Below are 26,960 nucleotides of genomic sequence, written 5' to 3' on the forward strand. Positions count from 1 at the left end.
TGCACGGACTGGCCGTTGAAGCTCAGCAGTTCGAGTTCCACCCAGGCCGGGACGTCGCCCACCTGGTAGGCCAGGGACAGGCTGGAGCCTTCGGCGAACACCTGGTTGTTGCCGGCGCCGCTCAGGGTGATGGCGCTGGTGGATTGGTTGGCCTTGGTGAACAGGCCGATCTCGCGGGCACCGGCGGCGTCCTGCCAGCCGTAGCGGGCTTCGCCGCTGGCCGGCAGGCCGATCCAGCTGAAGCGCTGGCGCAGGCCGTTGACGGCGGGTTGCGCCTGGCCTTCACGGGTCAGGCTGGCGCCCGCGCCTTCGCTGCCGGCAGCAAACGCGGCGGCCAGGGGCAGGCGGGCACCGGCGACAAGCACCGCGCCCTGGTCGGGCACGAGGTCGGCGGCGGCCACGGTGGCGGCGGGTACGGCCAGGTCCAGGCTCTGCTCACCGGCGTGGTCCTGCAGCACCAGGCGCAGGGTGGCCGGCGGGTTGGCCAGCAGCCAGGCGCGGCCTTGGGGGAAGGCCTCGCCGAGGTAGGTGTCCAGTTCGCCCTGGTACCAGAAGGCCTGGGCGGCCAGGGGCTTGTCGGCGCCATCGCGCAGGCTCAGGTCGGCCTGGCCGAGGGCGGTTTCAGCCGCGGCAGGCAGGCCGCCCACCAGCACGCCGAAGGGCAGGCGCACGGCCTTGGCGGCCAGGGTGACGGCCGGTGCGGCGGCCACTTTCAGCGGTTCGACCACCAGTTGCTGCACGCCGTCGCGCAGTTGCAGGGACACCAGGCGGCCAGCGGTGAAGGCCAGGTCCTGGCGTTCGCCCGCCAGGGCACCCAGGCGCTCGCCGTCACGCCAGGCCTGCCAGCTGTCGCCGTGCAGGTCGTTGCTGACCCGCAGCCAGGCCAGCTCGCCGTCGAAGCGGGCACGTTGTACCTGGCCGTCCACGGCCAGCACGGTGGCATCGCCCAGATGCCAGCCATCGGCATCCAGCAGCGGTTTGAAGCGGGTGGCTTCAGTCGCGGTCCAGGTCACCAGGCGCTCGCCGTCGAGGGCGAAGCCCAGGCGGCCCGGCAGGGCCAGGCTGGCACGGCGCACCAGTTGCGGCAGGCGGCTGTCATCCAGCTGCAGCCATTCCAGGCCCTTGTCGGTCAGCACCAGCAGGCGCTGGCTATCCAGCTGCACCTGGCGGATTTCGTCGGCGAGGCTCAGGCCCACCAGCTCGGCCATGGCGCCGCCGTCGACGGCGTAGCCGCCCAGTTGCTGGCCATGACGGACGAACAGCAGGTCGCCACTGCCACCCAGCAGGGTGCCGGCGATGGGTTGTTCCACGGCGGCCAGCCAGGCGTCGCCCTGCCAGCGCCAGAAGCGCAGGTAGTCCTGGCCATCGCGGCGGACCTGGGCCACCAGGCCGGTGCCGGTGAAGGCCAGTTGGCGGATACGGCCGCTGTCACGGCTTTCCACCTGGCCACCGAGGGTGCGGATGCGGTAGCCGTCGCGCTGGGCGTTTTCGGCCCAGGCAGCGCCGTCCGCCAGGCCCGGCAGGCGGGTCAGGTGGCTGGCCTGGTAGCCGGTCTCGATGGCTTCGCGACGGCTTTCGGCTTGCAGGTAGCCCAGCTTGGTCAGGCTGCGCTCCAGTGCCTTCTCGTGGCCGGAACGGTCACGCAGGGTGGCGGCCAGGCGCAGGCCGGTACCCTGGGTGAGGCTGTTCCAGACCTGGCGCTGGTCGCTGAAGGCCAGGCGCGCGGCGGCGCTGCCGGCATCGGCCGGGTCGAACAGGTCGAGGGTCGAGTCGCGGCTGAAGTCGTTCATGCCCGCCGGCGGCGGTGCATCGATCCACAACTGGGTGCCCGCCAGCAGGGTGCTGGCCGGTTGCAGCAGCAGGCCCACGTCCTGGTCGATGCCGTTGTCGGCATGCAGGTTGAGGATGCGCTGGCTGCGCAGGGTCTGGCCCTGCCAGGTGGCTTCGAGGCGCAGCACCAGCACGCCATCGGCGGCGACCTGGGGCATGGGCACGGCCAGTTCCACCACCTCGTCGCCGTCGGCGGCGCGGGTCAGGGTACGGGCTGCCGGGTTGCCAGCATGTTGCGGGTTGCCGGCGATATCCAGGTTCAGGGTGGCCTGTTCCAGTTTGCGCATGCGCACCCGCACCGGGATGGTTTCGCCGGCCTGGACATCGAGGCCGTCGGCCGGAACCAGGAAGCTCAGCTCCGGCGCGCCGGCACGGCTGTCGTAGGGCTGCAGGGTGACGCTGGCCGGCGCACTGGCCAGGCCGTTGAGGTCGATGGCGCGGGCCACCACGCGGATCGGCTGGGTGGCGTCGGCGGCGATCGGCAGGCGCAGGCGGCTCGGGTCGGCCAGGCGCTGGCAGGCCTGGGCGTCGGCGAAGGGATCGGTGCTGCGGCTGTCGACGCAGGCTTCGACACGGTCGATGCCGTAGCGGTCGTAGCTGCGCAGGATGATCTCGGTGGTCTCGCCACGGGGCACGAACTCGCCGTCCAGCGGGGCGATGATGGACAGCTGCGGCGGGGTGTGATCCGGCTGCAGGTCGTAGCCCACCGGGAAGTAGCGGTAGCTTTCCTGGCCGGCCAGGCCGAAGCCCACGCGCAGTTCGGCAGTGATCGGGGTGGCCGTGGTCGGCGCGCCCGGCAGGTCACGCAGACGCGGGTGCGGCAGGCTCAGGCTGGCCAGGCCGCTGGCGCGGTCGAAGCTGGCGGCCTGGTAGCGGCCGTCCAGCAGGCGCACTTCGGTGCTGCGTACCAGGTCCAGGTCGCCGCTGATGGCGAAGCGCAGCTCGGCCGGAGTGCTCTCTTCCACCGGTGTGGGCGCGGTGCTGAAGGAAGCCAGGGTCAGGTCCGGGGCGCTGATCTCGGCGTCGAAGCGGCGGTCGATGCTGTTGCGGCCGTCACTGGCGCGCAGCAGCAGGCTGAAGCCCTGGTACTCGCCGTTGAGGTCGAGGCTGAACTCGCCCTTCTGCACCGGTACCCAGTCGGTCTTCCAGGTCTGGCCGCCATCGGCGGACAGGCGATAGGCGAAGGCGATCTTGTCGGCGGCCAGCAGGTTGTCCTGGGCGCTGACCAGGAAGCCGTAGCGGCTGCCGGTTTTCAGGCGTACCGCCGGGCTCAGCGCGCGGCCGTCCTGCAGCTTGATCTGCAGCGAGTCGTAGCGCGGGGCCAGGCGGTCTTCGGCCTGGAACACGCCGTTGTAGGCGCCGGCCTTGATCAGCGCGTTGTCGCGGGCGGTGTTGCCGGCGGCGTCGCGAATACCGGTCAGGGCGATCTGGTAGAGGGCGTTGGCCTCCAGCTGGGCGTCGGCGCGCAGGCGCAGCTCCAGGCGGTTGCCCTGGGTGATGAGCGGCTGGAAGCGCGCGCTGACGTCTTCGCTCGGCTGGGCGTGGGTCTCGTAGTCCTTGAACACCTTGGTGACGCTGACGCCCTGCACCTGCAGCGGTTCATCGGCTTCCAGCACCAGCGGCTGGGACGCGCCCAGGGCGGCGATCAGGCGCACGCTCGGGGCGCTGTCGTCCACGGCGGTGAGCCATTGGGCCGGGGCGCTGTCGACGCGCTCGCCACTGGATTCGCGGAGGACGGAAACCTGGTACTGCCAGCCCGGCTGGCTGGCCGGGGTGACGAAGTTCAGGCCGTCGTCGGCCAGGGTGAAGGCCACGCGGTTGCTGGCGGTGGGCTGGATGCCCTGGCCGGCCGGGTACCAATGCAGGCTGAGGCCTTCGGACAGGCCCTGGGCGGCGATGTGCACCTGGGTGCCACCGGCGTCGCTGACCACCTGGCCGGCGGCATGGGCGGACTGCACCGCGTCGATGGCCAGCGGGGTGACCACGGCCAGGGCGGTGGGCAGGGTGGCGCGTTCGTCGCCGTAGCGGGCCTGCAGGCTGTAGAGGCCGGCCTGGTCCATCTGCAGGCGGAAGCTCAGCTGGTCGCCGGCGGCGTTGGCGCGCAGCTGGCTGCGGCCGAGTACGCGGTCACCGACCTGGAGCTCGTCGATCAGTTGCAGCTGGCGACCCTGCAGCACGTAGTCGCGCGGCACGCCGCTGATGCTGCGGTTGGGTTGCAGGCTGTCCAGGCGGACCTGAGCGGCGCCGAAGAAGTCCACGGCATCCACCAGCCACGGCAGGTCGATGTGCACCTCGGCGCCTTGCAGCCAGTCCAACGGCGCCTGGCTCAGTTGCAGGCGGTAGAGGCCGGCCGGCTGGAAGCTCGGCTGCTGCACCAGGGCGCGCAGTTCGCGGCCCAGCAGCTGGGATTCGCTGGCGATGCTGTCGCCGCTGGCCGAGGACAGCGCCAGGCGCGCCTCGCGCCAGGCGTATTCGGCACCGGCCAGACGCAGGCCCAGCGGCTCGTCGGCGGCGGCCAGGCTTTCCGGGGCCAGGCCCCAGGCGTTGTTCATCGGCACGCTGGCGTTGAAGTAGTTGCCGCCGTTGCTCCATTCCAGCAGGTCGCCGTGCAGCTCCAGCTGCCCCAGGGAGCCCACGGTATCGCTGGCGACGGTGATCGCGGCCACTTCACGGGCCACCAGGCGGCGCTGGTCGTCCAGGTCGAGGTCAAGGATCTGCAGGCGGCCGTTGTCCAGCCAGGCCAGCAGTTCGCCCTGGCTGGCGAGCTTGGTGATGCGTGCGGGGATTTCCAGCTCGCCCAGCACCGGCTCGCCACGGCCACGCAGCAGGGCGGCGCGTTGCAGCACCTGCAGCCCGGAGGTGCCTTGCAGGTAGAGACGCGAGCCGTCGAGCCACAGGGACTTGGCGCCGGCCAGGCCATGCACCTGGGTGGCCAGTAACTGGGCCGGGTCACGGACGTTGCGCACTTCCAGGCGGTCGCCGTAGAGCAGGTAGAGGGCGCGGCTATCCAGCGCCAGGTCCACCAGCGTGCCACTGCCGAGGGTCAGCTCCTTGAGCTCCGGTCCCTGGACCTGGCCATGGAATACCCGGTTGCCGGCCTTGACCAGCAGCAGGTCACCGGCAATGCGCACCTTGTCGTACTGGACCTGGCGGCTGTTGGCCAGGGCCGGCAGCGCCTGGGGCGAATAGAGGTTGGCCAGGTCGTAGACCTGCAGGCGGGTCTTGTCGCCCAGCACGGCGGCGTAGCGGTCGCCCAGGGCCAGGTCCAACACGTTGGCGGCGGCCTGCCACTTGGCCAGCAGTTGCGGGGTGCTGCCATCGCGCAGGCTGTAGAGCTGCACGTCGCGGCTGCTGCCGGTGAGCAGCAGGTCGCCCTGGCGGCGGAACTGCTGGACGCTTTGCAGCTGGCGGCGGGCCGGCAGTTCGATGCGCAGGCTGGCGTCGCTGGAGAGGTCACCGGCGAAGCCTTGGTTGCTCACTTCCACCAGCAGTTGGCCGAGGCTGTTCTCCGGCACGGCGAAGCTGATGAGGTCGGCGCGCTCGAGGCGGGTGCTGGCGATCTGGCGACCGTTGACCCGGACCACGGTGGACTCGCCGAAACCACGGCCTTGCAGGCCGACGATCTCGCCGGCGTTGTAGATGAAGCGCTTGGCCTGGACGTTGAGGGTACCGGTCAGGCGGTCGTAGAGGCCGGTCTGGTCGATGCGCGGGTCGGCGACATAGGTCAGCGCGGCGCCCAGGAAGACTTCCTGGCCGCCCTGTTTCAGGCGCAGGCCCACCGGCAGGTTGCGGTCCGGCGAGGCCACCAGGCCCGGGACGCGGAAGCGCAGCTGGTTGTCGTCGCGGTAGAGCACGTCCGCCGCCGGCACGCGCTGGCCACCCACTTCGATGTCCAGGGCTTCGGCGAAGTTGCGACCGCGCAGGGTGACTTCGGCACCGCCACGCCAGCTGGCCTGGCGCGGCGAGACGCTGTCGAGCGCCGGCTGTTGCTGGTCGTCGGCGATGAAGCCGAAGCGGTAGTCGTGGCCCAGGGTGCGGCCTTGCTGGTCACGCAGGGCGGCGCCCAGCTGGACCTGGTATTGCTTGCCGGCCTGCAGCGCCGCCGGGCGGATCACCAGGCGGCCGACGCCGACCTGGGCCACCTGGGCCGGAACCGGGGTGCCGCTGAGCAGCAGCTGCACCAGCTGGGTGCCCTGGTCGCGCAGCTGGGCGTTGTCCAGCAGGCGGTTGAATTGCACTTCGATGGCGCCGTCGCGCGGCAGGCGGCCGGAGGGCAGCGGCTGCTGGGACAGGATCGCGAGGTTCTGGTAGGCCAGGGTGTTGAGGCTGCCGCCCAGGTAGTTGGCGGAATCCAGGCTGGGCAGCGGGTTCTCGGCGGGCACGCCGTCCAGGTAGACGAAGGCGCTGCCGGCATACAGGGCCTGGCTGCCCAGGGACAGGCTGTTGACGTTGCCGAGCACGCTGAAGTAGTCGCGCAGGCCGATGCTGGCGCGGGCGTCGCCGTTGAGCCACGGCGAGATATCGAACAGCTGCACGTCGCCCTGGCCGCCGGCCACGTAGAGGGTCTGCCCGGCCAGTTGCAGTTGGCCGGCGAACAGGTCACCACGGCTGACCAGGTAGGTGAGCTTGAGGTCGGCCACCGGGGTGGCGTCGTCGCTGCGGTCCAGGTTGAACAGCTGCACGGTGGCGTTCTTGCCACTGGAGACCAGCAGGCGCTCGGGCGCGACCAGCAGGTCTTCGGGGACGAAGGGGTTGCCGGCCTGGTCGCGGGTGGCGACGCGGCGCACCACGCGGAATTCGCCGCTGGCCAGTTCCACTTCCACCAGCTGGCGCTGCTGCGGCAGGGTGGCCCAGAGGCTGGAGCCGGCCAGGCGCAGGCGACCGGGTACGCCACCCAGTTGCTGCACGCTGATCAGGCCGAGGTCGGTGAGCTTGAGGTCCTGACCGATGCGGTATTGGCGCACGCCGTCCTTGTAGCCGACGTAGAGCAGGTCGTCGCGGCTGGCCAGGGCGTTGATCTCGCCGGCCATGTCCAGTTCGGCGAGCTTCTCCGGCGCGGCCGGCAGGGTCAGGTCGAATTGCAGCAGCTTGCGGCCGCCGGCGGCGAACAGCTGGCGATCGTTGATGGTCAGGTCGACGAAGCCACGGGGCGACAGGCCGTTGGCGGCTTCGTAGTGGTAGGACTTGGTCTGGCCGGCGAATTCACGGGTGACGATCACCGGGTGCACCGGGTCGCTGATGTCGGCCACCAGCAGGCGCGCGGCGTTGCTGGTCAGGGTGGCGACGCGGCCCTGGCTGTCGAGCTTGTCGAAGCTGCCGCCGGTGACGGCGTAGAGCAACTGGCTCTCGGCGCCGTCGAGGCGGGCGATGGCGGAAACCGGGCTGGCCATTTCGGCCGGCAGGTTGACCGAGCCGGTGGGGATGCCGGTGTAGAAGTAGTCCACCGGCGAGTCGCTCTGCTCACCCGGGAACAGCTGGCTGATGGCGCTGACCTTGGCCTTGCCGAAGCTGCCGGCGGGGGCACGGACTTCGGCGCGGTTGCTGCTGAGGATCTTCAGGTCGCCGGCCAGGGCGCCGGCGAAGCGCACCTGCATGTAGTGGTTGAAGCCACGGCCGTGCAGGGTGACCAGGTTGCCGCCCTGGGGCGGGCCGGTCTGCGGTTGCAGGTCGTCGATCTCGATCTGCGGCAGCACGGTCATGGCGCCCTGGCGCAGGTAGGAGAGGCGCTGGTCGATGCGCTCGACCTTGACCGCCAGGCTGGCGCTGATGCCGGCCAGTTGCAGGTCCGGTACGTCGACGCGCAGTTGGGTGTCAGTGACTTCCAGCACTTGCTGGGGCTGCAGGCGGGTTTCGCCCAGCCACACGGCGAGCTGGTCGGCGGCGATGCCGAAACCGCTGCCCTTGATCACGGCGACTTCGCCACCGGCGGCGTGGAAGTAATGCAGGCCGGCGACACCGGCGACTTCACGCTGGACCTGGGTGATCTGCGGACGGATGCCGGTGAGGCGCTCCAGTTGCAGCACGAAGGCCTGACGCAGGGCGTGGCCGGCCAGGTCGGTGAGCGCGGTGCTCACTTCGATGCGCAGCGCGCCCTGGTAGTCGCCCTTGAAGGCGATCTGCACCTGGCCGCCACGCAGGGTGTTGGTGCCGGTCATCTCGAAGGCACCGGCCGGCAGCGGCTGGCCGCCCTCGCCCAGCACGCGGATGACCTGGCCCAGGTGCGCCGGGTCGGTGTTGATCAGGTTGTTGAAGGCGATCAGTACCGATTCGCCGCTGCCCAGCACGGCGCCGTTGCCCGGGGTGGCGGAGGCGACGGCGAGGTAGGGCGAGGTGTTGATCTGCACGCCCTTGCCGTTGCCCTGCATGACCTGCCCGCCGACGCCGAGCAGTTCGCCACCGGTCTTCTGGTTCTGCCAGTAGATGGTTTCGTACTGGCCCTGGGCGTTGGCTTCCAGCAGCAGGTAGGTGTCGCCGGTGCCGACGCTGATCAGGCCCTGCTGGACCTGCAGGGTCGGACGGCTGAGGGTGGCGCTGATGGAGCCGCCGGTGACGGTGCCGCGCTCGATGGCCTGGACGCGGTAGTCGAGCTTGTCGCCGAAGTCCTTGAAGGTGGCGAGGTGCAGCTGCTTGTCGCGCAGGAACAGCACGTACAGCTGGCCGTTGAGCCATTGCAGGTCCACCGGTGCACCCAGCAGGTCGGCGCGCAGGCTGCCGTCGAAGGGAATGCTCGGCAGCGGCGCCTGGGCGCCCAGTTCGTTGCGGCCCAGGGGCAGGAAGCGCACATAGCCGGTGCCCAGGTCGTTGGCGGCGGCCACGGCCAGGGCGCCACGCTCGCTCTCCACCGCCAGGTCGAGGGCGCGGTGGTTGGGCAGGGTCAGGCTGGAGACCAGCAGCGGGCGGCCGAGGTCGTTGACGTCCACCACGCGCACGCCGTCGCGGTCGTTGGCCAGGTACACCAGGCTGCCCAAGGTCTCCAGGCCCAGCACCGGCTGGTCGAGGCGCAGCTGGGACAGGCGGATCGGCCGTTCCCACAGCCCGATGTCGTAGATCTCCAGGCCGGCCGGCATCAGGAAGCGGTTGGAACTGGTGGGCGCGGAGCCCGCCTTGACGCCGACGAACAGGGTGTCGCCCACCACCTGGGCAGCACCGATCTGCATCGGCGGGTAGTTCGGCAGCACGATGCCCAGGCCCTGCGGCAGGGTGTAGGACAGCGAGCCCACCTTGATTTCGCGGGTGCTGGCGCCACTGGGGATGCGCAGGAAGACGTCGTAGATATCCGGGTCGATGACGCCCGGGAGGATGAATTTGAAGGCGCGCTGGGTCTCGACGTTGTCCTGCAGGTCGATGGCGGCGCGGCCGGGCTCTTCGACGATGGGGCTGCGGCCGGTGTAGATCTCGGTGGCGCCGTGGCGGGCACGCAGGACCACGCGGGTGCCCGGCAGCAGCACGTCGGCGGAGGCGTCGATGCTGACCAGGGTGCCGCCGGTCTTGCTCGCGGAATCCGGGCTGACGCGGTATTTGACCTGGTTCAGCGCCTGCTCGGCACCGATCACCAGGGCACCCAGGTAGTCCTCGCGCAGGCCGCCGTCGTCCAGGCGCAGGTGCCACTGGCCCGGGCCGAGGGGCAGCATGTCGAGGGCGTTCGGGGCGATTTCCAGGCGCTCGGCGCTGACCCATTGCAGGGCCACCGGGTATTGGTTGACGTAGCCTTTGACGGTGCTGGAGAAGCCGCTGCCGTTGATCACCACGCGGTCCTGGGCGCCACGGTGGAAGCGGGCGTTCTCCAGGTTGCGGATGCGCGGCTGGGTGGCACCGGCGGCGGCGACCTTGAAGTCCACCTGGTAGGGCGCCCACAGGCCGCTGCCACGCAGGTTGCGGGCGTCGCTCAGTTGCAGGCGCAGGGTGGCGCCGGCAGTGGGGGTGAAGCGCAGGGTGACGCGGGTCGCGGAGCGGCCATCGCCGCCCACGGCCTCGATGCTCGGGGCTGCCAGCACCTGCTCGCCGTTGCTGATGTCCAGCAGGCGCAGGGCGCCCGGGGCACGCAGGGATTCCAGGGTCACCGGCTCGTTGAAGCTGAGGCTCAGGGCCTGTTCGCTGGCCGGGATCACGCCACCCTGGGCGACGCTGGCATCGAGCACCAGGGCGCCGGGCAGTTCCAGCACGGTCAGGCCCTGCTTGCCGGAGCCGGCCACCAGGCGGTTGTTGAAGAGGTCCAGGGCTTCGATGCGCTCCTGGTTACCGGCGGAGACCACACGGGGTTGCAGGGGCTGGGCCAGGTCCAGCACCACCACGCCGCTTTCCGCCGAGACGAACAGCAGGTTGCCGGCCATGCGCAGTGAGACGCCACGACCGGCGACGGCTTGCAGTTGCTTGTCGAGGCTGAACAGGACGCGCTCTTCCGGCTCGTCGCGGTTGATGATTTCGATGCCGCGGCCGCCGACGGCGACCACCAGGTAGCGCCCGTAGACCAGCACGTCCTGCGGGTTGGCGGTGAAGCTGTAGGTGCGGGTCTGGCTCGGGTCGAACAGGTTGAGGCTGCGGATCTCGCCCTTGTCCATGTCGACGGCCTTGGCCAGGGATTCGTCCCAGCCCGGGCAGTTGACCCATTTGGCGCCCTGCACCAGACCGCCGCTGAGCAGCCAGCCGTTGTCGAGCTTGAGCAGGCCGGCGCCTTTCAGGCCGTCCGGCGCGGCGACCCGTACCGGGTCTTCGCCATCCTGATAGTTCAGTGCCGCCAGGCCGAGGCCGCTGGAGCCGCCGATCTTGAAGGCGCAGGTGTCGCTGTTCGGCGGGTCGACATCCACCGAGGCGGTGGCGGCGAACAGGCCGTCACCCTGCTTGACCAGGCGGCTGACGAGGCCGTCGAGCTTCTCTTCCTGGATCACCTGCAGGCCGTTCTGCTCGTCCAGGTTGAGGCGTGCCACGCCGCCATTGCCGCTGGCCACGTAGAGGCGTTTGCGCCAGGTGCTTTCTTCCCATTCACGGGTCGGGGCGATCTGCAGGGAATCGAGGCCGATGGTGAAGTCCTGGGCGGCCTGGCGATTGAGGACCTGCTGCTCTTCCTCGGTGGGCTCCATTTCGCCACTGGCGCCGAAGTCGTCCGACAGGCGCTCGTTGATGGCCATCGCCTGGAGCTTCAGGGACAGGCGCTGGGTGTCGCTGGGCAGGGCCGGCGAGCCGCCCACGAGCAGGGGCTTGGAGGCGTCCTGCACGGAGAAGGTGGCGGCGCGGTAGTTCTCCGGCAGCCAGCCGCCGGAAACGAGTTTCTGCGCGCCATAGCCCTCGACCATGAGGCCGCCGTTGCTGATGGCGACGCCGGTGTCGCGGTCGATCCACAGGTCGCTGGGGAAGATCAGCGAGGGGTGCAGTTCCGCCAGCTTGCGCAGGCCGTAGCCGAAGCTGCGTTCGCCGTTGAGGCGCGCCTGGTTGCCGTAGCGGTCTTCGCCCAGCACTTCCACCTTGCCCGGGGCGCCACGGGGCGTGGTGACGCGCATGCGGTTGGTGGAGAGCACCTGGACGCGGCCGACCGGCAGGCCGCCGAAGCGCACCTTGAGGCCGTCCATGACGCTGTTGCCCGGCTCGAAGCCATCACCGCTGATGGTGACGGTGGTGTCGCCGGTGATCGGGCCCCAGAGTGGCGCCAGGGCGTCGAAGCGGATCGGTGCATCCACCAGCAGCGCGCCTTCCAGCACCGCCTGCTGCCAGACGCCGTCGCGCAGCACGGTCAGGGTCAGGTTGTACTGGCCGGGGCGCGGCATGCCCGGGACGCTGACCTTGAGCACCGCCGGGGCGGTGTCGCTGTCACGGGTGACGCCTTCGATCTGCAGGGCACGGTCGCCGAGGAACAGGCGCACCTGGGCCAGGTTGGCCGGGATGCCACGGGCGCTGACGGTGATCAGGCTGGTGGCGTTCTGGGCGATGCGACGCGGCACCACGGCCTCGAGGCTGAGGGTGTCGTCGCGGGCGCCACGGTAGGTGAGGCCGACTCGCTGGTCCTGGGCCAGGCGCTGGAGCACCACGGTGTCGGTGGCGGACAGCGGCTTGACCGAGGCGATGCCGGCCTTGGCCAGCAGGGTGAGGCGGTCGCCGGCCTTGAGGCTGTCGGCGACGCTGGCGGCCAGGGTCAGGCGGGCGTCGTTGTTGAGGATCTGCACGATGGCCGGCAGGGTTTCGCCCTGGGGCCCGAGCACGCTGAACAGCGCGGCGTTGGCCGGGTACAGGTCGATGGCCTTGTTGAAGCGGGCGATGACCTGAAGGCTGCCGTCCACCTGGCGGTCGAGGATGCCGTTGCGCGGGTCGACGGTGTGCAGCTTGAGCACCACGTCCGGCACCACTTGCAGCACGCTGCCCTTGGCGTCGACACCACCGGCGTGGGCGGCGTATTCGCTGGCCACGACGCTTTCCACGGTGCCGCCCTCGGGGGCCTGCATGCTGCGGCTGGGTTGCGGACGCAGCGGGTCGGTGACATCGATGCTGAGCACGCCCTTGTCGCCACGGGCGACGTAGAGGGTGTTGCCGTTGTAGTCGAGGTCGTAGACGTAGCCGATGTCGTTGACGCGGGCGACCACCTGCGGACGGTTCGGGTCCTGCAGGTCGACCACGGCGACGCCGCTGGCGCCGGCGGCCACGTAGCCATAGCGGCCCTGCAGCACCACGCGGGTGCCCGGCAGGTCGAGGTGGCCGAGGCGTTGCAGGCCCTGGCCGCTGCTCTGGCCGTAGACCTGGAAGCCGCCACTGCCGTTTTCTTCCTTGGTCAGCAGGCGGTTGTTGGGGAAGTCGAAGGCGCCGCCGACGGTGACCAGCAGGCCGCTCTCGCCGGCAGCGGCGTCACGGGTGGCGACGTCGAGCATCGGCACACGCGGGTCGGTGGGCAGGCTTTCCACCAGGTAGGTCTTGTTGGGCAGGAAGGCATCGACCACGCCCAGGCCTTCTTCGCCCATGGCCAGCAGCACCCGCGCATTGCGTACCCGCAGGCCGCGCACGGCGCTGGACGGCAGCTCCAGGGAGCCGATCAGGGTGGTGCGCGACGGGTCGAGGCTGTCGAAGGCCACGGTGAACAGTTGCGCGGCGTCGGGCTTGCCGCCACTGAGGTGCACGGCGGTGACGTAGACGCGGTCGGAACCGCGCTCGAAGTAGGGTTCGACGCCCACGGCGATGTAGCCGGACGGCAGGCTGATGGAAGAGATGACGCGGTCGTCGCGGCCATCGCGGTTGCGGTCGATCAGGCGCAGCAGGTCGTCCGGGTTCAGCGGTTTCTGCGGGTCGGCGGTGTAGTTGCCGGCGTTGAGGTCGTAGACCAGCACGCCATTGCTGCCCTGGGCGGAGAACAGGTAGCTGCCGCTGGGGTCCAGCGCCAGGTCGTAGACCCGGCCCTTGTCGCGGATCTGCGACTGCGGCGGCTGCTGGAAGGTGAAGGACTGCGCCAGGGTGCCCTGTTGGCCGTTGGCCAGGCGGATGCGCACATCCACCGTGCCGATGGGGCCGGGCGGGGTGATGACTTCGAGGGTTTCGCCGTCGAGCACCTTGAACTGCTCGGCGAGGATGTCGCCGAAGCTGACGGTCATGGCGCCCAGTTCGCTGCGGAAGCCCTGGCCCTTGATCAGCACGCGGGTGCCGCCGTTGAGGGAGCCCTGGGCCGGGGACAGCGAGCGCAGCAGCAGCGGTTCGACGAATTGCACGGCGCCGACGCGGGTGGCCTTGCTGCCGTTGCCGGCGACCACTTGCAGGCTGGCCGGGCCGGGCAGGCTGGAGGGCGCCTGGACGCGGTAACGGGCGCTGCCGTCGGGCAGGGATTCGGCAAGGGTGCCGGTGGCGCTCTGGCCGGAGACGGTGAACTGCGGCTGGCCGGTGACGCCGGACAGGTGCACGGTGATCTCGCCACCGCCGACGTCGAGCATGGCGGGACGGCTGTCGAGGATGGCCACCTGGGCACCGCCGGCCAGGCCGCTGCGGAAGTGGATGGCGTGTTCCATCAGGCCACGGCTGCGGCGGCTGGCCAGGTCACCCTTGAGGATGAGCTGGTGGCTGGCATTGGCCAGCAGCGCCTGTTCGGGCACCAGGGTGAGGGTGCGCTGGTCGGTGCTGCGTTGCAGGGCGAAGGGCAGGCGGGTGGCCGGCTGGTCACCCTGGGCGTCACGCTGCAGCACCAGGAACTGGCGCAGCTGCTCGTCGCTCATGGCGGCGAGGGAGCGGGTGAAGCGCAGCTCCAGGGGGCTGTCCAGGGGCACGCCGTCGGCCTGGTCGCGGGGCGTGGAGCCCACCAGTTCCAGGGTCAGCAGGTCCACCAGGCCGAGGTGGGAGACTCTGCCAGCCGTGGCGTCGGCGCGCAGTGCGAAGCCGGCGATGCCCTGGTCGGTGATGACCAGCGGCTGGGTGCGCCAGGGCTTCTTCAGCAGGCCGTCGTATTCGTACTGATAATCGGCGGGACGTACGCAATAAGGCAGGCTGAGGGCGTCCAGCAGGCCGATTTCCGCGGTGCGGCTGAAGTCGTAGAAGCCCAGGTAGGCCTGCAGGCCCTTCTCGCAGGCGGCGAGGTCGTCGCTGCCGGTGTAGGTCAGGTTGAGGCCGGCGGTGGCCTGGGCGGCGATGCCACGGCTTTCGCCCGGCACGCTGAAGCCGCTGGAGAGGTAGCGACCCTGCTCGCGGATGAAGGCCGGGCGGCTGGCGTCGTAGAGGTTGAGGCCGTTGCCGGTGACGAAGCGGCTGCCGTCGGCGGTGAGGCCGATGTAGCCGCCCACGCGGGATTCGCCCAGCTGCGGCAGGGACGGACGCGACAGGTCGAAGACCACGCGGCTGGTGCCGTTGACCACGTGCAGGCTGTCGCCGATGACGGCGATGTCCTGGACATTGCTCAGGGTCTGGGCGCGACCGTCGATGCTGGCCTGGGTGATGCGGCGGACCACGGTGGGACGCAGCGGGTCGGCGACGCTGACCACGGCGATGCCTTCGCCGGTGGTGGCGATCAGTAGCAGCCCCTGGTGGGCGACGACCTTCTCCGGCACGGCCTGGGTGAAGGGCAGCGGCAGGCTGTAGCGGATGCCGCGGTCCTTGCCCGGGGGCTGTTCGGTGAGGTCGTCGGGGTCGCGGATTTCGCGGTCGTAGACCAGCAGCACGCTGCGGCTTTCGTATTCGGTGTCGATGTAGGGGAAGTCGTAGCCGCGACCCACCACATACAGCTGCTTGTCAGCCAGGGCCATGGCGCTGGGCTTCATGTCCTGGGGCAGGTTGTAGTAGCCCAGGCCATGGCGCGGCGAGGCTTCGCCGACCTTGGCCGGGTCGTATTTCACCAGGCTGATCCAGCCCGGGGCGTAGTAGTGCTCGAGCTGCTCGCGGCTGAACACCTGGCTGGGTCCAGGCGAGCCCTCGCCCAGTTCGCCACGGCCGAGCACGTAGAACAGGTGCAGCTGGCTGTCGACGGCGAGGTCGACGATCTGGCCCGGCGGCAGCTTGAGCGGGTCCGGCACGTAGTCGGTGATGCCGCCCTTCTCCAGGGTTTCCAGGCGCTTGTCGATGTCCTTGGCGCTCATCGGCTTCTCGCTTTCGAGGCTGCGGTTCAGCTCCAGGCGACCGTAGAACAGGGCGTTGCGCTGGACGTAGTGGCGGCCCAGGTCGTCGTCCAGTTCGAGGTCGACGAAGCCGCGGTAGCCGTTGCCGTTTTCGTCGCGGAAGTCCGGCACCAGCAGGCTCATGCGTTCCGCGCTGTAGAGGCGCAGGTCGTCGGAGCCGACCTTGATGACCTTCTTCTCGGGGTTCGGCTCGCCGCTCTTGTAGGCGGTGAGCCGGAGGCCGGCGTGGAAGCCCTTGCCGACCAGGTCGACGCGGTCGTTCTTGCCGCTCTGGGCCACGCGCACCACGGCCGGGGCCAGGTGCGAGATGGACAGTTCGTCGACGAACACGAAGCCGCCGAGCACGGTGTCGGAGAGGCCGGCTTCGGTGTACAGGCTGACCGCTGCCGGGCCCGGGTAGTTGGGCACGGTGCGGGCGTAGAGGCTGATCACGCCGCTGGCGGCATCCACCACGCGGCGCTCGATCACCAGCGGTTCGCCACCCACCAGCAGGCGCGGCTGGTCGCCGAAGTTGAGGCCACGGACGATGAGCTCGGTACCGCCGCGCACGTCGCCGACGTTGACGCAGGCACTGCGCTCGGCGCTTTCGCGGGTGCAGATGCTCTGGATGTCCGGGTAGGCGGCGTCGGCCGGCGCGGTGCTGAAGCTGAAGACGTAGTCGGACGCCAGCGGTTGGCCGGTGATGGGCGCCAGGCCCTGCTTGATGCGCACGTAGTAGCGCTGGCGCGGCTGCAGGCTCTGGCCGTCCTTGCGGGTGAGCTGGATGCGGCGCTTGGTGGTGTCGGTGCCACGGGCGGCGAAGGACAGGTCGAACAGGCCGGTGACGTCGCGGCCGATCTGGGCATCGCCTTCGAGCACCTGGACGAAGTCGGCCAGGCGGGTCTGCTCCGGCAGCACCGCCGACAGCTCGATGAGCATGGCCGGCAGCTGGGTGCTGACGTCGCTCTCGCCCACCTGCGGGTTGTGTTGCAGCACGGTGAGGGCCGGCAGGTCGATGCGGCCGATGCCGCCCTTGCCGGCGGCGACCTGGATGGCGCCACGGGCGAGGGTCACGCCACGGATGGCGAAGTTGTCGGTGGTGGCGTTGCGCTGGACCATGACCGGGACGCTGGCGTCCAGGCCGCTTTCACCGATGCGGGCCAGGTCGAGGATCTGCACCAGGCTCTGGGTGGGCTTGTCTTCCTGGTCGGAGAGCAGCTCGGTGACGTAGGCCAGGTTGCCGGAGACGTGCACGTCGTAGAGGCCGTCGGCGGCCTGGTCGGGACGGTGCGGCTTGATCTCCACCACCTGGACCAGGCGCGGCTGGTCGGGCTCGCTGATGTCGATGCGGGTCAGGCGGGCGCTGTCGCCGCTGCCGGCCATGTCGGTGACGTAGAGCTGGTTGCCCACCAGGTGCAGGCGGTTGGCGACGCCGAGGGTGTCGATGCGCGCCACCTGGGGCATGGCCGGGGTGCTGAGGTCGGCCACCACCACGCCCTCTTCGGAGGCGGCGATGTAGGCGTAGTGGCCACGCACCTTGACGTCACGGGCGAAGCCGTTGGGCTTGATGTAGCCGACGTGGTAGGGCGCGGTCATGTTGGTGATGTCGATGACCTGCACGCCGCCGGCGCCGTTGGCCACCAGGGCCAGGTTGCCGCTGCGGGTGAGGCCGTAGACATCCGGGTAGGGCATGTCGACGCGACCCATCTTCAGGTAGGGCAGGCCGAACTGGCCGTCACCGTTGCGCTGGCCGAACAGCAGCAGCTCGCCGGCCTTGTTGTCCAGGTAGAGGGCGCCGGTGCCTTCGCTCGGGGTGTCGCCGCCGTGCCAGTCCTTGCGGATCTCTTCGCTGAATTGGCTGACGAACTGGCAGCCCGGGTCGTTCGACTGGCAGCTACCCGGGGCGGTGACGCCGGACTTGCCGGCGAGGACGATGTTCTCGTCGGTGACCAGCTCACCGATGGTGCCGGTGAAGATTTCGGCGGCGCCGTTGAGCAGCGGCGAGTAGGCGAAGTAGTCGCCCTTCTGGTTGCCCTGGGTTTCGTCCACGGCGTCCATGATGAAGATGCCGGTGCGGGGCTCGGAGAGGCCGCGCAGGGCGTCTTCCTTGCTCAGCAGGCCGAGGCCCTGTTCGACGCGCAGCGGGTCGACGCTAGCCCAGGCGGCGATCATCGCGCCGGTGCGGTCGAGGGCACGGTACTGGTCGATGGCGGTGTAGTGCACACCCTTGGCGGACGCCTGGGCACCGGCCTGGGGCGCGATGAAGCGGCGCTCGCTCAGCGGCCAGCCCACTTCGTGGTAGGTGTCGCGGGTGACGGTGTGGTTCGGCGTGACCACCTTGGTGAGCACGTGCAGGCGCTCGTTGCGCAGGCCGGTACGGCGCAGCACGTTGCCCTGGCTGATGTCGGCCCAGTAGATGAAGTAGTGCTTGTCGGGGTCGCTGACCGGCGTGGTGTCGCCCGGCTGACGCTGGTCATCGCGGAACAGCGACAGCGGGTATTCGTCCGCCACCTTCCATTCGCCGGCGTCGTTCTGGTACTCGCGACGCCAGAGCATGCTGACGCTCTGGATGGCACCGCCCATGTCTTCGATGGACACCACCGCCCGCAGGCTTTCGCCCATGGTCAGTACGTCCTTGTCGATCGGGTAGAGCACGCCCAGGCGCGGCACCACGGTGTCTTCCAGCTTGCCGACGCGGACCACCTGGGTTTCCCCCGCCTGGCCCAGCGTGTCGTAGGCGATGGCCTGGACGGTGAAGCCCTGGACGCCCGCCGGTGCGGCGAGGCGCGCGCGGTAGACGTGGTCCTGGGCGTGGCTGCCGACCTGCTGGCCGTAGCTCTGTTCGGTGGTGGTGACCGGTACGCCGTTGACATAGAAGGTGACGTGGTCGATGCCTTCGGGGCCGAGGTCGTCGAAGGCTTCGACGAAGACTTCCAGGTCCTGGCCGTCGATCACCACCGAGTTGTCGTTGTCGGGCTTGACGATGCGCGCCTGCGGCGGCTTGTCGGCCTTGATCAGGATGCTGCCGGGCAGGTCCACCATGGCGGATTCGTAGCCATCGAGGTCACGGGCCTTGGCGCGGAAGCGCAGCACCTGGTCGACGCGGCCGGTGGGCACCTTGAACTGGAATTGGTAGGGCGCGGCGGAGTCTTCGCCCAGGGCCTGGTACTTGGGCGCCGAGCCGGCCGGACCGATGGCGTAGTAGAGCGCGGCGCTGTCGACGCCGACTTCGGGGTCGCTGGCCTGGACCTGGACCACCACGCCGCGGCCTTCGGTCAGCTCGGTGACCTCGCCCATGGCGAAGCCGCGGGCATCCAGCAGCTTGATGGCGTTGATCTCCGGCGGCTGGTTGCGCAGCAGGTTGACCGGGATGATTTCCTTGGCCTCGTTGCCGGCCGGGTCACGGGCGGTGATCTGCAGCTGCATCGCGAGGGACTCGGGCAGCGTTTCGGTGCGACCGAGGTAGTCGGCGATGCTGGCCACCGGCAGGCTGCCGATGAAGGGGCCGGTGAGCAGCAGGCGGTCGGAGACGCGCTCTTCGGGGGCGAAGGTGCCGTCGCCGTTGCGGTCGACATAGAGGCCCAGGCTCACGGAGCCGACCCTGACGTTATCGCTGACTTCGAGCTGGTACGGCAGGTTGCGTTTCTCGGCGATGCTGGCGCCGTTGGCCACCGGCAGCTTGACCAGCAGCTGCGGTGCCTTGTCGTCCTTCAGTACGCGCACCCGCACCGCTTGCGGCGTGGTGACGTTGCGGCCCTTGCCGTCGGCGCGGCGTTCCAGGGCGCTGGCGGTGAGGCTGAGGTCGGTGCCGGCCTGGCCATAGGGCACTTCGATGAGGAATTCGTAGGGGAAGACCATGTCGGTGAGGCTGCGGTCGCCGCCCTTGAGGCCGCCGATGTTGAGCACCACGCGGTCGATGCCGACGTCGTCCACAGCGTTGATTTCCACCAGCAGCAGCTGGCCTTCGGTGGTCTCGCTGTTGTTCAGCGGCGCGCCGACTACCACGCTGGGCAGTTGGTCACGGGTGACTTCCACCGTCAGGTGTTCTTCGGCGCGGTGGGCGTCCAGGTCGCCGTGGGCGACGCCGTAGGTGTCCACCGCTTCCAGGCTGAGCTGCACCTGGTTGGCCTGGGGGTTGTCCGGGTCGAAGGCCAGCATCGGCACGGAGAAGTTGTAGGGCGACTGGCGCAGGCGGATCTCGTAGGGCGCCTGGCCGTTGCCGTAGGTGGCGCGCAGGTGCACGTACTCGACGCCGACGTCGTCGAAGGCCTTGGCGTTGACGTACAGCGGGTTGCCTTCCACCACCTTGGCGCCGGGCACCGGCTCGACGACGTCGATCACCGGGCGGGCGTCGATGTTGATCGGGTAGCTGTTGGTGAGCACCGCGTTGTTGGCGGCGTCGAAGCCTTCCAGGCGCACGCGCACGCTGACCCGCTCGATCTGGTCGCTGGTCAGGCCGAAGGCGCGAACGATCTCGGCCAGGCGGTCGACGTGGATCAGCTGGCTGTATTCGGGGGTGTCGATGTCGACCGTGGTGACCGGCTCGTAGTCCTCGGACGGAATGCCGTCGATGGTGCGGACCACTGTGAAGGGTTGCTCGCGGTCCTGGGCTTCGCCACGGACGCGCACCGAGTAACCGCGGGACAGCACCAGGCGGTTGACCTTGACGTTGTCGAAGGCCTGGTAGACCAGGGTGAAGTCGCTGTCTTCGATGGCGCCGAAGCCGAGGGTGGGACGCTTGAACAGCAGTTTCGGGCTGATGGTATCGGCCATCACCTTGATCGTGCGTTCGTAGAGCCCGACCGCACCGTCGGAGTCTTCGATCTGGGCGGTCAGCTTGAGGTCTTCGTTGTAGCGGATCAGGCCCTGCGGCACTTCCAGCACGAAGGTGCGCTGCATCGCGTAGGGGCTGTCCTTGCGGCCGAAGTCGTCGGCCATGGACTTGTCGTAGCGGCCATGGATGCTGTCGTGGATGCTGGCGAAGGCGGCTTCCACCACCTTGTCGCCACCGGCGGCGCCGTCGGCGCTGGCGATCACCGGCAGCGGCACGCCATTGGCGAAGACCTTGAGGCGGCTGGCGGTGATCTTGCGGTCGTCGGCGGCCACCAGGCCCACGCGGATGCGGAAGGTGCCGGCGGCGATTTCCTGGGTATCACCCGGGGCGGTGATGCGCACCTCGGGGACCATGTTGGTCAGCGGGTGGACCAGGATGGTGCGGTCACTGACATGACCGTAGGTGTCGGTCAGTTCGATGCGGTATTCGGTGGGTTCGGTCTGGTCGAAGAGGATCTCGGCCTGGTCGAGCGCCTGCAGCGGCGGCGCGGTGGGGCAGTTGACCTGGAAGCCGCGCTCGTAGACCACGGCGGCGATGCTGCCGTCGCGCTTGAGACGCAGGATGCGGTAGGCGGCGAGGCCGGCGTCGTCGCGCAGGTCGGTGTCGAGGCGGAAGCGTTCCTGGGTGCGTACCCAGAACTCGCCGTAGTTGATGCGTGCCGGGTCGGTGAGGGCTTTTTCGTACTTGCCGTCGACCCAGTAGGAGTTGAAGCCAGTGAGGCTGAGCTGGGGCTTTTCGTTGGCCGCCAGGGGGTAGCGCAGGCTGTGCTCGGTGGTGCGGCCGCTCCAGTCCTCGGCCACCAGGGTGAGCTCCAGCTCGCCGCTGGAGAACTCGCGGGGCACCTGGTAGGGCAGTTGCAGGCCGGTCTGGCCGAGGATGACGCCGAGGTCGTGGACGGTACGGCCACGGTTTTCCAGCAGGCGCAGGCTCTTCAGGCCCAGGCTGTCGTCACCGAAGGTGGTCTTCAGGTCCAGCTGCTGCATGGGCACCACGACGCTGCCGGCCACCGGGCTGACGATGCGCGACTGGGGCGCCTGCTCGTCGAACCGCAGGGGTTGTTGCAGCAGGGTGCCGAGCACCAGGTCGCCACGCTCGTGGGAGAGACGGTCGGTGGCGTGGCCGATCAGGCTGAGGCTGTTGCTTTGCACCTCGGCGGGCACCGGCAGGAGCAGGTTGTAGCGGTCTTCCGCACGGTTCTGGGAGGCACTGCCACCCAGTTGCAGGAAGGCGGTCTGGGCGTTGCCGTCGAGGCCGTCCTGGAGCAGCAGGTTGAGGGCGTAGCGACCCGGTACACGGGTGCCGCCGTCGGTGCTGACATCCGCCAGGGCGGTTTCCAGTTGGGTGAACTGCAGCTCGCGGATGAAGGTCGGCGCGCCGCTGCGGGGGCGCAGCACCAGGCGGGTGGCGTCGGGGCCGCCCAGGGCGGTGAGGTCGAGCAGGCCGTTGGTGGCCTGTACGTCACGCAGGGCCGGGCGTACCTGGCAGAGGCTGCGGGAGTAGGTTTCCAGCTGCCAGGTGCTGGTCTGGTCGCCCACCTTGAGCAGGCGCGGCTGATAGAACTGGTCGCTGCCGGCGACGATCAGGCGACCGTCCTTGACCTGCAGGAAGGGTTTTTCGTTGAGCAGCAGGTTGCCCTGCCAGCCCTGGGCTTCGGGGTAGGCGATGCTGATCAGCGGGCTGTTCTGCTTGCTGGTGGGCTCGACCTGGTTCAGGCCGCGCACATCACGGGCGCCGCCGAGGTCACGCAGGGAGCTGGCCAGCAACAGGTAGCGTGCGGTGCTTTCCGGCACGCCATCATTGAAGTCGTCCTGCACCAGCAGGCTGCCGCGCAGGGGCATGCCGCGCTGCTGCTGGGCGGAGGGGGTGCTGTCCTTCCAGCTGAGCAGCGGCGCCATGTCGCGCTGGACCAGCAGGCGGCGGGTGACCTGGCTTTCGTTGCCGAGCAGGTCCTTGGCCTTGACCACCAGGGTGAGGCCGATGGGCTCGGCCTGGGGACGGTAGCGTTCGATGTCGAGCTCGACGGTGGCGCCGTTCGCGGGCACCTCGACCTGCGGCAGGCTGAGGCCTTCGGCCTTGGTCAGCAGATCGTCGCGGCCCTGGTCGTCCAGCAGGCGCACTTCGTAGGAGGCGACGGCGGTGTCGTCCTGCAGGCTGATCTTCAGCTTGGTCTTCTGCCGCTCGAAGAGGCGCTCGATGGGCGACTGGATGTTGATCTGCGGGCCGGTCTCGTCGCCGAGGACCTTGATGTTGATGGCCGGGGAACGGGTTTCGTTGATGCCCCGGTCACGGGCACGCAGCACCAGCTGCAGCACCTTGCCGGCGTAACGGCGGGCGAGCTCGGGGGTGAGGCGCAGGCGGCCGTCGAAATCGGCGTAGAAGCGCTGGCCCACGAGGATGGCGCCGAGGGTGCCGGGGTTGGGCACCTTGACGGTTTCGACGCGGTCCTTGCGGCTGAACAGTTCCCAGGCGATGGCGTGTTCTTCGTGGGTGTCCGGGTCGATCAGCACCGGGTCGAGGCTGTCGACGTACTGGTTGTCGCCGGCACTGCCCTGGATCTGGAAGCTGGTGCCCGGGGGCAGGCTGAAGTCGCCTTCCGGCTTGCTCAGCTGCAGGGTCGGGGGCTCGGTGTCGTCGATGATTTCCAGTTCCAGCGAGGCTTCGCTGACCTGGTTGGCGCTGTCGTAGGCGCGCACCGCGATATCGGTATCGGCACCGGCCTTGTTGGGCACGCGCAGGGCAGCACCGACGTAGCCTTCCTTGGATTTGGCTATGTCAGCGCCGCTGACGGTCTTGAGCACCTGCACCTGGCCGCCCTGGCGCAGGATGAATTCGACGCGGTTCACTTCGCGGTCGTCGGTGACCAGGGCCTGGGCGGTGAAGGCTTCACCTTCGTAGAGGCGCGAACCGGGAGCCGGGGCGCGGACGCTGATCGTCGGCGGCAGGTCCTTGCTGATGGGGAAGCGCCAGAGGGTGGGCTGGGCGGCGTTGTCGTACTGGTCGGTACCACGCAGCTCGATCACCAGCTCTTGCTGGTCCGAGGGCACGTCCATCTGGAAGCTGTCTTCGAAGCTGGCGACCTGTTGTTTCTCGCCGAAGGTCTTGGCGTACAGCTCCTTAGTGCCGCTGTGGGCGCTGAAGGTCACCAGGCGGGTGTCGTCGACGCCACGCAGGCGGACCTGGATGCGGTTGCCGGCATAGAGCGGCGCGCCCTGGATCGGGGAGACCACGGCCAGGCGCGGGCCGAGGGTGTCGGCCATGACCTGCACGGGCAGTTCGCGGTCGTCGCCCTGCTGGCCGCCGTCGTCGATGGCGGCGACCTTCAGGCGCAGGGCGCGGTCCTGGTTGCCCAGGTTGAGGGGCTTGAGGTCCACCACCAGGCGGTTGACGGTGTCCGGGCCGATGTTGAGGCCGCCCTGCTGGTCGAGGCGCTTGTGCCAGAGCGGGGCGCTGCCGCCTTCGGCCCAGAGGCTGGCTTCGAGGGCGTGCACGGCGCGGTCGTCGTGGGCGACCACGTCCACCTGCAGGCTGTCCTTGCTGTAGACCCGGCTCTGCACCGGGTTGAGGGCGCGGACTTCGGGTTTGGTGTCGTCGGCGATGCCGATCAGCACCTTCACTTCGCTGTCGTTGCCGGCACCGTCGGTGGCCACGGCGCGAATCGGGTAGCGATCGTAGCGCACGCCGTCGAGGTGCTTGAACTTGGGCGCGGCGACCACCTTGAGGGTGGAGAAGGCCTTGAGGGCACCGGGAATGGCTTGCACCGAGAGGCTGCCGTCGGCGCTGCTCAGGTGGTCGCTGGGGTTGCCGGTGAGGTAGAAGCCGACGCCTTCCTTCTTGGCGACGCCGTAGAGGTCCAGGCGCTCGACACCGACGTTGTCGTAGCCGGTGACCTTGAGCACGAAGGTGCTGTCTTCCACCACCGGGGCGAGGTCGTCGCCGGCATCGCTGACGGTGATGGAAGGGGACGCCAGGTTGATGACCGGGTCTTCCTCGTCCTTGCCCAGGGTGACATTGACCGGGGCGCTGCGGGCCAGTTGGCCGGCGCTGTCGGTGACCTCCGCGTGAATGGTCAGCGGGGTTTCCTTGTCGACGCCGGCCGGTGCCGGGTAGATCACCGCGAAGGGCGCCTTGAGGTCGGTGCCCACCAGCTTGCCGTTGACGTAGAAGTCGACCTGGCGCAGGCCCAGGTCGTCGGTGGCGTTGGCCCGCAGCTCGACCGGCTGGCCGGAGACCAGGTGCGCGCCTTCCACCGGGTGGCTGAGGGCGACGGTGGGGGCCTGGTCGCCCTTGACCGGGAGGATCAGGGGCTCGGACAGGTTGGATTGCTGGTGCAGGTCAACCACGCGGGCGCGCAGTTCGAGGGTGCGGCCGAGCCAGTCCTGCTTGATCGGCAACTGGAAGCTGTGGCTGGTGCTGCGCAGGCCGAGCTTGGAGCCGTCGTAGTCGCGGTCCTGGTGGCGGTAGGACTGCACTTCTTCGCCGTTCACCAGCAGGAAGATGTCGGTGCCGCCTTCGAGGGTGTCGTCGGTGGCTTCGACCGTGACGCTGATGGTCTGGCCCACGGTGGCGATGCTGCCGGCCGCGGGCTGGGTGATGCGGGAGGTGGGCCGCTGGTTTTCCAGAACCCGCAGCAGGCGGGCCGGGGCGTCGACCACGGCGCCGTTCTGGGCGTGCACGCGGGCGGAGAGCGCCATGCTGGTTTCCCGCAGGGCGATCTCGGGAACCTGCAGCGTGACCTGCCAGACCTCGAACAGTTGCTTCTGCTTCGGGTCACTCTCCAGCGGGCGCTGCTCGAAGATGGGGAAGCGGGTTTCGCCGACCTTGCGGCCGTCGAGGAAGTATTCGACCTGGCTGATGCCGCTCTGGTATTCCACGTCCGGGAGCACGCCCAGGTTGACGCTGATGGCGGCGCGCAGCGGGCTGTTCTCCACCACGCGCTGGGCATCCACCGGGGATTCGAAGATGAAGTCGGGGGCCTTGGGATTGCTCTTGGCCACGACCTGCACCGCGCGCTCGGGGCTGCTCTGGCTCTTGCCGGTTTCATCGAAGGCGACGGCGCGTACGCGCAGGGTGCGGCCTTCCAGTTCCTGTTCGATGGGCAGGCTGAGGGCATAGGGCGGGGACAGGCGACGGCCGACCATGCTGCCGTCGAGCCAGAATTCCACGCTCTTCACGCCAACGTCGTCGCTGGCGCTGGCCTGGAGCTCCAGTACCGAGCCGACGGCGATGCTGGCTTCGGGTTGCAGGTCGACCATGGGCGCGGCGTCCTGGGCGGCGACCGGCAGGTCGACGCCGATATCCGGGTAACGCTGCAGGCGGGCATGCAGCTGCATGGGGCTCTGCTCGGGCACCTGGGCCCGGGCGCGCAGTTGCAGCTGGTCGTTGCTGTCGAGGATGCCTTCGCTGCCGTTGGGCAGTTGCAGTTCGACGACAAGGCTGTCGGCCAGGGGCGACTCACTGCCATCGTCGAATACCGCCAGCAGCGCCGGCAGCGATTGGTAGTCGTTGAGGCGCGGCAGGACCAGGGGCTGGCCGGCGGTCTGGCCTTCGAAGCGCAGGGCGGTGAGGCGGCGGCTGTAGTCGACCTTCACCGGCAGGCTGACTTCGGGCAGGCCGGGGTAGCTCACATAAACAAAGACCGCCTCGGCGGCGGTCTCTTGCAATGGATAGACAACGCCTTCGGCGCTGACCCAGACCGCGTCCGGATTGGAAGAGCGGTAGCTGATGCCGTTGCCCAGGCCGGCCAGGGGGGTCGGCCCGCGGAATTCGAAATCGACCTCGGGGATCAGGCGGGCCGACTGCAGGGCATCGCTGAACACTAGGCGGTCGGGGTGCACGGCGATGGAGCGGGCGGCTTCTTCGACGCTGTCGCCGATGAAGCGGATGTCGGAGAAGCTGCTCTGGTTGCCGGAGGCATCGACGGCGACGGCCTGGACCATGACCAGGGCGTTGCGCGCCACTTCCTCGGCGCTGAGGGGAGCATCCAGGCGCTGGCGCAGGGTGTAGCGCTGCTGGCCATCCACCTTGGGGAAGACGCGGAGCGCTTCGGGCATGCGCAGGAAGGCGCGGCGCTCGGCCTGGCTGACCACGCCACCGGCGGCGCGCAGATCGGACGCGCGCAGGCCGGTGAGGGAGAGGCTGAGGTAGCTGAGGTCGATGTCGTCCTGGGCGTCGAAGCTGGCGACCAGGTATTGGTTGCCGTCCTGGTTTTCGATGGCCAGCTGGGCGAGTTCCAGCTGCGGGGCGACGTTTTCCTGCTGGAAGGTTTCGCTGTAGTCCTGGATGCGGCCATCGGCGAAGACTACCTTGACGGCGGGCTGCAGGACGTCGGTGCCTTCGAGGCGGAAGCTGAACGAGCAGGCGACGCTGGAATCGATGTCGCGGGCGGCGTCGGTAGGCAGGAAGCGCTTGCCGGTGGCGGGCACGCTGACTTCAGCGAGGTCGCGGCAGTCGTCGATGGAGAGAACGTAGTCGGCGGCGTTGCCGGAAGAACCGAGGGCGGAGGCGGTGCGGATGTCTATTTCGGATGCAAAGGCTTCAGGGGCTGCCAGCGCGATAAGCGCAGCGAGCACCCGGCGAAACCCTGTATGGCGGCATCCTTGCAGCATCTTGGGGAAAGTTCCATTTACTTTGCTTATAAAGGCGTAGGACGTCGATAGCCTTAGCCTTTCCAATGGCAGAATGCTATACACGGAAAAATCTTATTTCAAGACAGATACAAATGCCGAACGGGCATAAACGGTGGGGAACGTGAT

At 69.1% G+C, this 26,960-nt stretch carries 1 protein-coding gene (running past one end of the window); it reads right to left on the reverse strand.

The genetic code is table 11. The features are described 5' to 3' along the window. Positions 1-26,777, reverse strand: the 5' portion of a protein-coding gene (locus RTW82_RS05515) for an Ig-like domain-containing protein (protein ID WP_316924487.1). Its footprint begins 16,114 nt before the window's first position; the window shows 26,777 of its 42,891 coding nt (coding positions 1-26,777); it begins with the start codon at positions 26,775-26,777; the stop codon falls past the left edge of the window. Between the last annotated feature and the right edge of the window lie 183 nt (positions 26,778-26,960).

Origin of the sequence: Pseudomonas sp. zfem005, from assembly GCF_032621735.1 — a bacterium.
GTDB classification, from domain to species: domain Bacteria; phylum Pseudomonadota; class Gammaproteobacteria; order Pseudomonadales; family Pseudomonadaceae; genus Metapseudomonas; species Metapseudomonas solani.